The sequence below is a fragment of the Sphingomonas sp. Leaf257 genome (assembly GCF_001422185.1).
GTDB classification, from domain to species: domain Bacteria; phylum Pseudomonadota; class Alphaproteobacteria; order Sphingomonadales; family Sphingomonadaceae; genus Sphingomonas; species Sphingomonas yabuuchiae.
In genome coordinates, this window is record NZ_LMMH01000015.1 from 20,254 (window position 1) to 31,534 (window position 11,281).

General features: G+C 68.4%; 5 protein-coding genes. 2 read left to right on the forward strand and 3 right to left on the reverse strand.

Translation table 11 applies throughout. From position 1 onward, the window contains the following. Positions 1–99: 99 nt before the first annotated feature. Positions 100–7,317: an autotransporter outer membrane beta-barrel domain-containing protein gene (locus tag ASF14_RS10365; protein ID WP_236697017.1), complete on the reverse strand. Its 7,218-nt coding sequence runs from the start codon at positions 7,315–7,317 to the stop codon at positions 100–102. On the opposite strand from ASF14_RS10365, the gene ASF14_RS22250 reads away from it, so the two are divergent. Further along, the gene (locus ASF14_RS22250) at positions 7,307–7,615 is read left to right on the forward strand and encodes a hypothetical protein (protein ID WP_236697018.1); all 309 of its coding nucleotides are present in this window, start codon (positions 7,307–7,309) and stop codon (positions 7,613–7,615) included. The two genes, ASF14_RS10365 and ASF14_RS22250, sit on opposite strands and share 11 nt — an antisense overlap. A 332-nt stretch (positions 7,616–7,947) precedes the next feature. After that, entirely contained in the window at positions 7,948–8,934 is a 987-nt protein-coding gene (locus ASF14_RS10375; protein WP_056434735.1) for a helix-turn-helix domain-containing protein, read from the forward strand. A gap of 75 nt (positions 8,935–9,009) precedes the next feature. Here ASF14_RS10375 and ASF14_RS10380 read toward each other — a convergent pair whose 3' ends face one another. Both ASF14_RS10380 and ASF14_RS10385 read right to left on the reverse strand, forming a co-directional pair. Continuing rightward, a complete protein-coding gene (locus ASF14_RS10380; protein WP_056434737.1) occupies positions 9,010–10,305 on the reverse strand; it encodes an MFS transporter in 1,296 nt (431 codons plus the stop codon). Positions 10,306–10,625: 320 nt separating this feature from the next. Continuing rightward, positions 10,626–11,276 (reverse strand): SOS response-associated peptidase, encoded by a 651-nt coding sequence (locus ASF14_RS10385; protein ID WP_168371516.1) that lies wholly within the window; start codon positions 11,274–11,276, stop codon positions 10,626–10,628. Positions 11,277–11,281: the final 5 nt, after the last annotated feature.

The window sequence follows — 11,281 nt, forward strand, 5'->3', positions numbered from 1 at the left end:
CATTCGGGGCGACAAGATAAGCCGTTGCCGAAATAGCTTCGACCGCCAGCCCATATCTACAGGGACCGAGGCGGATCACCGCCCCGGCCCCTGCCGTCATCAGAAACGCAGGCGCAGGCCTGCCGCGATCGTTTCCTGATGGTCGTCGCGGCCGGTCTGCGCGCTGCCGGTCGCGTAGAGATCGACGCCGTTCGCGAAGCGATAGGCGACGCCGCCCGTCGCCGTGCCGACCAGCGGCGCGCGCGCGGCCCCCAGCGCGACGAGGCCCAGGCCACCGCCCGCATAGCCACCCAGCGCAACGGCACGGTTGCCCTCGATCTGGTAGCGCGCGCCCAGCGTCACGAAGGGGCGGAACGGTGCATCCGACGCATCGCTGCGGCCGAAGGTGACGCCGCCATCAGCAAAGCCCGCGACCAGATCGCGACGCGCCACGGTGAGCGCGAAGGGGCTGCCGCCGGTCTCGCCCACGCCCTGACGGCGGGTGCGCAGATAGGTGAGGCCCGCGCGCGGGGTCAGCGACCAGCCCTCGGCCAGTTCCGCCGCATAATGGACCGACAGATCGCTGGTCCAGCTGTGCAGGTCGTAGCGCCCATAGGCCGACGCCGTGCCCGGCAGCGCGCGGGTGGTGCGTGCCTGCGCCCCGTCATAGACGACCGACGCACCGAAGCCGAAGCCGTTCGGCATGGAGTAACGGCCATGCACGCCCGCCACCACGCCGTCGGCCTTGGTCGAAGCGCCGAGCGGCGCGATCGACTGGCGGGTGTCGAGCCAGCCCCCGAAGGCACCGATCATCCACTGGCGATCGCCATAGCCGACGCCGCCCAGGAAGCCGTAGCCGCGCGTCCGCGCCGTGCTGGTCCCTTGGCCCGCATCCGCGCCCAGCGTATGCCACTGGCCAAGCGTCTGGCCGAAGGTGAAGACGCCTGCATCCTCCCGCGTGGCGGCGAAGGCGGGGCCGCGTGCCGCCTGGACCAGGCCCAGCGCATTGTCGACGCCGATCTGCGATGCCGAGGCATAGGCCTCCGGCGTGATCTGCGCGAAGCCACGCGGGTTGGACGCGCCCGAGGCGGTCAGCAGCGACGGCAGGGCGGCGAACAGCGTGCTCGTCGCGGACTGCTTGGACAGGGTGGCGTTGGCATAGTCGATGCTGCGCGCCACCTGCGGGCTGAACCGCGCATCACCCAGGAACTGGCCGAGCAACTGGATACGGTCGGCGCGCTGGACGATGAAGCCGAACAGGTCGGACGGCTTCAGCACATTGCTGTAGCTGCCCGAGATCCCGCCGCTGGCGACGATCAGGTCGTAGGAGGTGCCGGGACGCAACGCGCCGCTCGACACGATCTGCAACGTCGATCCGCTGCCGATGGTCAGCCCGCCATTGACGATCAACTTGTCCGACACGGTCGGGGTCAGCTCGAAGTAGGACAGCGAGCCGCTGCCCAGCGTGACATTGCCGTTGACCGTCATCGTGCCCGGCGACGCGCCGGGGCTGAGGATACCCGCAACGGTCACATTGCCGTTGACCGTGCCCGCCGACCCGAAGGTCGCACCCTGACGGACCAGGAACTGCGCGGCGCTCATCGTCGATCCGGCGAACCCGACCAGGCGACCGCCCACCATGTCGACCGAACCGAACGACGCATTGCCCGATACCGTGGCATAACCGCCGGTCATCGCCAGCGCCTCGACATTGGCAACGTTGGTGAAGGCGACCGGCGCGGTGGCCGTACCGGCCGACAGCGCGATGCTGTCGGTCCCCGCCCCGCCATCGACCGCGCCTGCAAAGGTGCCTGCGATGGTGAAGCGCTGGTTGCCGCCCGTGAAGGCGACCTGAGTCGCGGTCAGGCTGCTGCCCGATGCGATGGTCAGGTCGGTCGCGGCATTGACCTGATTATAGGCATGGATGCCGGTCAGGGTCAGATTGCCGGTCCCCTCGGTCGCCAGCGTCTCGAACCCGGTCAGCTGGCCCGCCGCCAGAATCTGGTTGCCCGCCAGCTCCAGCGTGGCGCTGTCATTGCCCGAACCACCCGTGACGGTGCCGAGCAGCACCGATCCGGCCGCCAGGCGCAACGCGTCATTGCCCGCGCCCAGGTCGATGACCCCGGCGAGCGTGCCGCCCTTGGCGACGGTCAGCGACAGGTCGCTATCGCCGAAGTTCAGCGGCGCGCCCTGCGTGCCCAGCGAGCCCGCGACGGTCAGCGCATTGCCGGTCAGCGCCACAGTCTCGAACCCGGTCGCCACCCCGCTCAGCACGACGGGCGCATTGGCGGTGAAGCGAAGCGTGTCGCTCCCCGCGCCGCCATCGTAACGACCCGCCGCATTGGTCGTGCCCAGCGCCAGCAGGTCGTCCCCTGCCCCCAGCGCCACGCTCGCGATGTCGCCGTCGACGCGCAGCTGCTCGGCCGCGTCGGTGCCGGTGACCGCGCCGATGCGGTTGCCCGCCAGCGCGACGTTCAGCCCGGTGCCCGCCAGCGCCACCGTGTCGAAGCTCTGGTCGAGCGCCAGCGACAGCGTGCCTGCGCCGGTCACCGCCAGTTGCTGGAAATTGCTGCGCTGGCCCAGGCCGCTGCGGTCACCGCTGAGCAGCGCGGTATAGAGGTTGGTGCCCGCGCCGCCATCGACGCCGCCCACCACGCGCGAGCCCGCGCCCTCGACAAAGCTGTCATTGCCGTCGCCCAGCGCCACCGCGCCCTGTACCAGCCCGGCATTGACGAAGCGGTCGTCCCCGCCGCCCAGCGCGACCGATCCGGCGATGGTGCCGTTGTTGGTCACGGTCTCGGCCGCGTCGGTGCCGGTGATGGTGGTGGCGCCCGTGCTGGTCAGCGTCTGGCCCGCCGCAACCGTCACCGATCCGCCCGCCACGCCCAGCGTGTCGAAGTTGAAGGCCCCGGCATAGGTGACATTGCCTTGGCCGGTCTGGCTGAAGCGTTCGAAATTGACGAACTGGTCGCCATTGACCGTCCCGCCCCCGGTCGCATCGATGATCAGGCTGTCGGTGCCCGCCCCGCCATCGACCGTGCCGGTCAGCGTCGCGCTGGCGCGGTGCAGGAAGGTGTCGTCGCCTGCGCCGAGGAACACATTGCCCTCGATCCGGCCGGTATTCTCGATCCGGTCATTGCCCGCGCCCAGTGCGATCGACCCGATGATGGTGCCGGTGTTGACAATGCGGTTGTCCGCCGATCCGATCGTCTGAATGGCGCCCGCGATCGTGGTGCCGTTCCAGCGCGCAAGCGTGTCGTTTGCGGCCAGCGTCGTACCGGTGGTGCCACGGATCGTCCCGGCATTGGTCAGGTCGAGCGCCACGCCATCGGCAAGGAGCGCGACCGACTTGGCACCGGTCGCCTCGATCACGCCGGTCGCGCTGTTGGCGACCGTCGCCGTCGCGGCAGCCTTGCCATAGAGCGACACGCCGGTGGCGATGATGGTGGTGGGCGCGTCGCGATCCACCGGAACGCTGGCACCGGCATAGGGATCGACGATCGTCCGGCCACCGGCATTGGCGCGGATCGTGCCGCTGTTGGTGATCGCGAAGCTCTGGACCGTGGTGCTGGCGGGGTTGCCAACGAAATTGGCGCTGACGCCGTCACCGGAAACACCGCTGGCCTCGATCGTGCCGCTGTTGGTCAACGTGATGGACCCGGCCATGTCGCGGGAATCGTTGATCGTCAGCAAGGCGGCCTCCCGCCCGTCCCCGCTTGCGGTGATCGACCCGCTGTTGGTGACTGCAATGCCCATCCCCTGGGCCGTCTCGGGCGGCGTCGTGTTGTAATAGGTGAAGCTGCTGGCATAGGCGTTGACACCCTGGGTGACCGTGCCGCTATTGTCGAACTGGATCGATCCGCCCACGCCGAGATTGTCGTTGATCGTCAGCTGGACGCCCGATCGCCGGTCGGCAGTGGTGCCGATCGTGCCGGTATTGGTCAGCATGACCTTCAGCGGCTGCGGAGCGTCCGACGTCGTGATGCCGGAATAATTATAGTTCCCGGCAAAGGCCCTCAGCCCCTGGGCGATCGTGCCGCTGTTGGCGGCGGTGACCGTCCCCGCGTTGACCGACAGATCGACGCTCTGATAGCTGCTGTCGTTCAGGATCGTGCCTGAATTGACGAAGCCGACGGCACCGCCATTGTAGAGCGACACCGCCATCCGCTTCAGCGCGGCGTCACCGATCGTGCCGCTGTTCGTGAAGCCTGACACTTGGCCGTAAACGGCACCCTTGACGATCGCCTGGTTGGTCAGAGCGGCGAGGACGCTTGTCTGTTGTGGCTGCGGATAATAATAAACATTATCGCCGATGCTCAGGTCGCCGTCGACATTGGCGGTGTTGACGACCTGGCCGTCGCCCAGCACGCCCAGCGAGGTCAGCACGGCGTTCGACTGGACGGTCACGACCGTGTCGGTGCCGATCGCCTGGACATCCTCGCGCTCGAAATTGACGGCGGTCACGTTGCCCAGCGTCGTGGTGCCCGACTTGGTGAAGGCGCGGCGATAGGTATCGCTCCCGGCGCCCCCGTCGATCGTGCCGGTCACGCCGGTCTGGCCGTCCATCTCGACGAACACGTCGCCGCCATCGCCGAAGCGCAGATTGCCGGTCAGCGTGCCGCCATTGTTGGTATAGCGCGCGCCGCTGTAGGAGCGGCCGCCAAAGCTGGCATAGCCCAGGTCGACGTCGCCGGTGATCGTACCCGCATTGGTGACCTGGCCACCGCTGATGCGGATGGCGTTCTGTCCGGTCGCACCCGCGATCGTGCCCCCCGCCAGGTTGCGGATCGTCGCGTTATACCCATAAAGCGAGGTGATCGCGATGCCGCCGGTGCTGGCGATCCGGCCGCTATTGTCGATCGTGCTCTGGTAGCCGCCGGGGCCGTAATCGAGCAGGATGGCCGGGCCGCCCACCTCGATCGTGCCGCTGTTGGTCAGCGCGGTGAAGTTCGAAACGCCGGTCGCGGCCCGGCCGCCCGTCGCCTGGACGATGCGGCCGCTGTTGGTGACGGTCTGGGCATAGCGGATGCCGGTCGCACTGTTCAGCGTGATCGCGCCGTCATTGGCCACAGTCTTGCCGCCCGAGATCGCGGCGAGCGGATTGTAATTGTCCGATCGCGAGTCGGTGACGCTGATCGTACCCGCATTGGTGAAGCCGTCGTCGCTGCCCAGCGAGACGGCATAGGTGCTGTAGACATTGGCGCTCGACACCGCGAGCGACAGCGCGCCGCGGCTGGTGACGGTGAGCGCATTGGCGGCATAGGTTTCGCCCGACGCCACGCTGCGCGACGTGGCGGTGATCGCCGGGCCCGTGGTGGTCGCGATGTCGGCCGTCAGGTCGACGGTTCCCTGCCCGGCCAGCGTCAGCGGACGGCTGGCGCCCGTGCCGGTCAGGGTCAGCGCCGCCTTGTCGAACAGCTCGTAGCCGACCGTGGCGAACGAGGTCGTGGCCGGCAGCGTTGCAGTGGCGTCGCTGCGCACGCGCAGGCGCAGGCCCGCGCTGGCCCCCGACACCGTGCCGGTGATGCCCGCGAAGCGGTTGCCGCTGGTGCCCGTCATCTCGGCGACCAGCAGGTCGCCGTTGGACAAGGTCAGGTTGCCGTTCAGGACACCGCCCGCCAGCGCATAATAGGTGTTGTTATTGCCGTAGAAGCTGCCCGACGAAGACGGGCCGAAGGTCACGTCGCCGTTGATCGTGCCCGCATTGGCGATGCTGGCGTTGGACACCGCGAAATTGCCGTTCGGCGCGATGGCGCGCGTGCCCCCGGTGACGACGCCCCCCGCCGCGTTGGTGAGCGAGCCGTAATAGCTGATGAACACGCCGGTGCCCGTCGCGGTGATCGTGCCGCTGTTGGTCAGGCCGCTCGACAGCTGGAGCCCGGCGGTCGTCCCCTCGATCCGGCCGCTATTGGTCCAGGTCGAGCCATAGGATCCCGACAGCGTCGCGCCGATCCCGCCGGTCGAGCGGATCGTGCCGGAATTCGTGAAGCTCGGCCCGAACAGCGACACGGCGGTGCCGGTTGCGGTGATCGTACCCGAATTGACGAAGGCGCCGTTCGAGCTGGACGAGACGCCGTTTCCGGTCGCGGTCACCGTGCCGCTATTCTCGAAGCGGTTGACCGAGCTCAGCGCGACGATGAAGCCGCCCGTCTGGGTCACGGTACCCGCGATGCTGCCCGCATTGGTGAAGCCGGGCGAGCCGGACGAGCTATATTCATCGGTCAGGACGGTGCCCGTGCCGCTAAGCGCGGTATTGTTGACGACCGTGCCGCTGCCGCCGACGCGCAGGGGCCCGGCGACCGTAAAGCCCCGCGCCAGCGTCGTCGTCATCTTGGCATCGGGGGCCAGGACCAGCTGTTCGAAATTGGTCGGCAGCGTCAAGGCGGAGGACAGGGTGGCGTCGCTGGTGAAGCGCACGCGCAGCGTATCAGTGCCCGCCCCGCCGTCGATCGTGCCACTGATTCCGGTGCGGATCGCACCGTTCGCATAACCGACGATCAGCGTGTCGTTGCCCGTGCCGAAGCGGACATTGCCGGTGATCGTACCGGCCGCGTTGTCGATGGTGCTGCTGTAGCTAAACTGGCCCGCAGTCGACACGATATCGCCCACGACGGTACCGGAGTTGACCAGATTTATGCCGCTGTCGCCCTGAATGGCGGTCGTACCGGCGGTGGCGATCCGGCCACCCGCCTGGTTGACCAGCGACAGGCTGTTGCCCGAGGGGGCGACGATGACCGCGCCGGTGCCCGCATTGCTGATCGTGCCGCTGTTGGTCAGCGTCGATCCGCGATAATTGGCCAGTGTCGCGGCGGTAGAGTTGTTGCTGATCGTGCCGCTGTTGGTCCAGCCACTGCCATAGACGGCCGAGCTATAGGTCGCGCCGCTGTCGATCGCGCTGCGCGAACCGCCATCGATGGTGCCCGCATTGGTCAGCGTGCCGACCGCGCCGCTGATCGCGCCGATCGTGCCGCCCGTGCGGTTGGTGATCGACTGGAACCCGGCATAATTCTGGTTGGTCGACAGCAGCGCATAGCCGTTCGTACCGGTGCCCGTACCACTGATCGTGCCGCTATTGTCGATCGTCGCGGTCGTCTGGCCATAGTCGGTGCCGGTCTGGCCGATCACGACGCCGTTCGCGCCGCTGACGCTGCCGCCCGCCGCGACCGTCATGGACAAATTAAGGCTGCCATAGCCGTTGCTGCTCGACTGGCGCAGCAGCTGCACACCCGTCTGGTTGCCGCCGTCGACGCGGCCGCCCACGGTCAGCGTTGAATAGGCATAACTGCTGTTCGACACCGGGATCGCATAGCGGATCGCTGGTGCGCCGGTGTTCGTCACGCTGGCCCCCGCCGCGACATTGACCGTGCTGGCCGAGGTCGTGACGACCAAGCCGTTGCTGTCGGTCCCGGTGCAGGTCGTCGTCGCGTTTGCCTGGGTCGGGTCGGGGGTGCACTGGGCGAAGGCGGGCCCTGCGACCATCAACGCGACCAAGATCGCGCTCGACTCCAACGCACGTGCCTTTACCTGCCGGCCACGCGACAACGCCTTTACCATTTCAGACTTCCCCCTGATGAAGGTCAACATCTATGATGAAGCAACCTTCATGTCACGGAAAATCATGACGGTCCTGTCATGACAAAATGTCGACGTCGCACGGTATCATGCCTTGGCCCGAATGACGAAATGGCCATTCTTGCGGTATGTTCGGTCATGATTGGTTTAGGGGCTTTAACCATTTGGCGTAGCCGTCTTCTGCTTTTGCGACGCGAGTATAGCGGTGGAATATGTTGGCCCATAAATGCCAAAGCCAGCGGCTCATCCGGATCGAGCAGTGCCAGCGCGGCGCGATCATGGCGTGAACGCGGATATCGTCCGCAAAGGCGGGAGCCATCGGAGCCTTTGCGAATTAATCCAGATCACTTCACCACGGCCGGCTTCACGGCCGAGAACAGGGATCAGGAGCAGGATTTGAAGGAAGCGATCGGCTTTTCCAGCGAAGGCATGAGCGAGGACCGCGCCTTTGCGGACTATCGCCAGCTTTATGCGCAGGGGGCCGATGTCGAGCGGCTGGACGGGCCGTTCCATGCCCGCGTCACCGGTTGGCGCTTTCGCCACATGCTGCTGTTCGACCGGCATCTGTCGGGCATGGCCCATGCGCGGGAGGCGCGGGTAACGGCGGACGGCTTCGACCATATCGTGCTCCACCATGTCCTGTCGGGCACGCTGACCGGCCATGGCCGCAGCGGCTTCGAGCGGGCAGGGCCGGGCGATATCGTGTTCCTCGACACGCGGCGCGGCCACCGGACCGAGGCGCGTGACCTGCACATGATCACCGCCAGCATCGCGCGCGATCTGGTGCTGGCGGCGCTGGGCAGCCTGGGCGCGCTGCACGGGCTGGTCGCGCATGCGCCCGACACCGCGATCCTGGGCGGGTTCCTGCAGACGCTGGCGGCGCATGCGCCCTCGCTCGACGACCGGCATGACGGCGCCTTTGCGCGCGCGTTGATCGAGCTGCTGCCGACCGCGCTGGGCGGCCCGCGCGACCTGGGGGTGGAGGCGCGGCGGCAGGATCATCTGCGGCGCGAGGCGGTCGAGCAGCTGATCGACCGCGAGATCGCCAACCGCCAGCTGACCGGCGCCGCCATTGCCGAGCGGGTCGGCGTGTCGCGCGCGACGCTGTACCGACTGTACGAGCGGACCGGCGGGATTGCGGGCCATGTCCGGCGTCGCCGCATCGATGCGGTGCGCCGCGCGCTGGAGCGGCCGGAGGAGCCCGATCTGGCGGGGCTGGCCCAGGCCTATGGGCTGGGCAGCGCGACGGCGCTGAGCCGCGCCTTTCAGGCGGATCAGGGGATCGACCCCGCCACCTATCGCGCGCGCGTCCGCCAGGATCGCGGCGACCCGGTCGAGACCGGCACGCGTCGGTGGAACGGATGGATGCAGGAGCTGGATTGAGGGCCCTTTATTCCTCCCCTGCAAGGGGAGGTGGCGCGCGAAGCGCGTCGGAGGGGTATCCCGCTATTGATAGGGTTACACCCCTTCGTCAGGCCTTCGGCCTGCCACCTCCCCTTGCAGGGGAGGAATGCTCGCACGCCGCCCCGCCACCCAGGCCGCGCCGCAGCCCAGCAGGCAGGTCGCCCCCAGCACCCGGCCGATCGCATCGGCGAGGCCGGTCGGCCCCGCTATCGCCTGGCTCGCCAGCCCGACCGCCCAGGGCCCCATCGCGGTGCCGAGCAGCGTCACCAGCGTCAGGAAGATCGCCGTTCCCTCGACCCGCAGCGCCGGGGGTATCCGCGTCTGGAGCCCGATCAGGCCATTGGCCACCGCGACTGACAGCCCGACCACCGCCACCACCAGCGCAGCGACCGCAAGCGGCAGTCCCTCCGCCCGGGTCAGCGGCCACAGTGCCAGTGCACACAGCGCCAGCCCGAGCAGCATCAGCCCCGCCCCCCGCTCCCCCCGGCGATCGGCGAGCACGCCGCCCAGCGCATGGCCCCCTGCCCCGGCCAGCATCATCGCCATGCCCACCTGAAACCCGGCCTGGGGCGGGGTCAGGCCATGCATCCGGATCAACAGGCTGGCCGACCAGCTGGTCAGCGCCTGCAGCACCAGCACCCCGCACAGCGCGGCCAGGATATGCGGCACCAGCACCGCGCGGTCCGCGATCATATGGCGCAGCGCAGCGCTCATCCGCCCGCGCCGGTTTTCGCGCTGCCCCACCGGCTCGACCAGCCGCAGCACCACCAACGCGAGCGGCACCCCGAGCAGCCCGACGCTCGCGAAGGTCAGCCGCCACGGCGCGACCGCCAAGGCCGAAAGGGAAAACGCCGACAGGGAAAACAGCGCCAACAGCCCCCCGCCCCCGATCATCGCCAGCCCCCGGCCGAGCGACGCGCCCCCGGTGAACAAGCTGATCCCCCGCCCGCGATGCTCGGGCACCATGGCGGCGACGATCAGCCCCATGGCGGCGGGGACGATCGCGGCCTGCGACAGCCCGAGCAGCATCCGCGCGGGGATCAGCAGCTCGACCGATCCGGCCAGCCCACACAGCGCCGTCGCCACGCTCGCCCCCAACAGCGCAAAAGCGAGCAGCCGGGCAAGCGGCCAGGTCCGCGCCAGCAAGATCATCGGCATCACCGCCGCTCCGCCCACAAAGGCGAAGGCCGGTCCCTGCAACAGCCCGATCGCGGCGTCGCCCAAGCCCAGATCGGCCTTCATCGGCTCGATCAGGATCGACGGCAGGAAACGCTGGCCCACCGCCAGCATATGGACCAGCGCCATCAGCACCGCGACGCGATACCCCCGATGCGGAAGCGACAGCGGCAATGGGGTTCCTTTCCATAAATCCCCCTCCCCTGGACAGGGGAGAGGGTTAGCGAAGCTTGCCAGCGTGCTGGCTAGCGCAGCTTAGGTGAGGGGTCGAGCGAGCCTCCGGCTCGCGCGCTCACGTCGTGAGCGCTCATCCAGCTCCGACTAGACCGTGATGACATTGCGTTGAACCAAGCCGAGCCCCTCCCCTGAAGGGGAGGGGTAAGTTCATCTCATGTCATCACGTTCCAAGCCTTTGCTTTCGCAAAGACCAAAATTTGAGCATCCCTCTCCCCTGTCCAGGGGAGAGGGATGCCTAAAATCATGATCCCTGTCGATCAGAGCTGCGCCGAACGTGCGGTGAGCGCAGCGGGCCGGGGGAGCCCGATCCGCAGCCGCTCCGGCGGGCAAGGGCGCCCCAACGCGTCGATGTCCTGCATCGACCCGTGCAACCAGCGCTCCCGGTCCTTCGCCGCGACGATCATCGGCATAGTCGGGAACAGCGCGTCGGCCCCCTGATCGGCCCCGCATTCCACCATCGCAAAGCAGCGCGCATCGCCGCTGTCACGCCACAGCCCCGCCACGGTGAAGACCGGCTCGTCGGCCAGCGCAAACCAGGTCGCGCGCCGGTCCCGGCCCGGCCGGGCGGAGGCCGTCAGGGTGGCGGCGGTCAGCGGAATCAGGCAGCGTTGCGCCGGACGCTCGGCGAGACGACGCCACCAGGGCAGCGCCAGACCGGGGATACGCGTCGTCGCGTCCGGCCCCTCGCCCATTCCCCAGCGCTGGGTGTCGAGCCCGGTACCCTCGGGCGTATGACGGATGACGAAGGCGGGATGCCCCGCGCGCAGATCGCTCAACTGCGTCCAGGTGCCCCAGGACGCCCCGGCGCTCCAGGCGATGGCGAAGTCGCGGCACAGCGCCTCGGCCGTGCGGTCGAGCGTCGCGCGATCCCCCGTCATGGCACGAAAAATCGGGTCCATCACCGTCATGCGGG

What these genes read in the sequence shown, in the direction of transcription:
- ASF14_RS10385 (WP_168371516.1), bottom strand. Translation starts at nt 11,276, where the DNA reads ATGACGGTGATGGACCCGATTTTTCGTGCCATGACGGGGGATCGCGCG.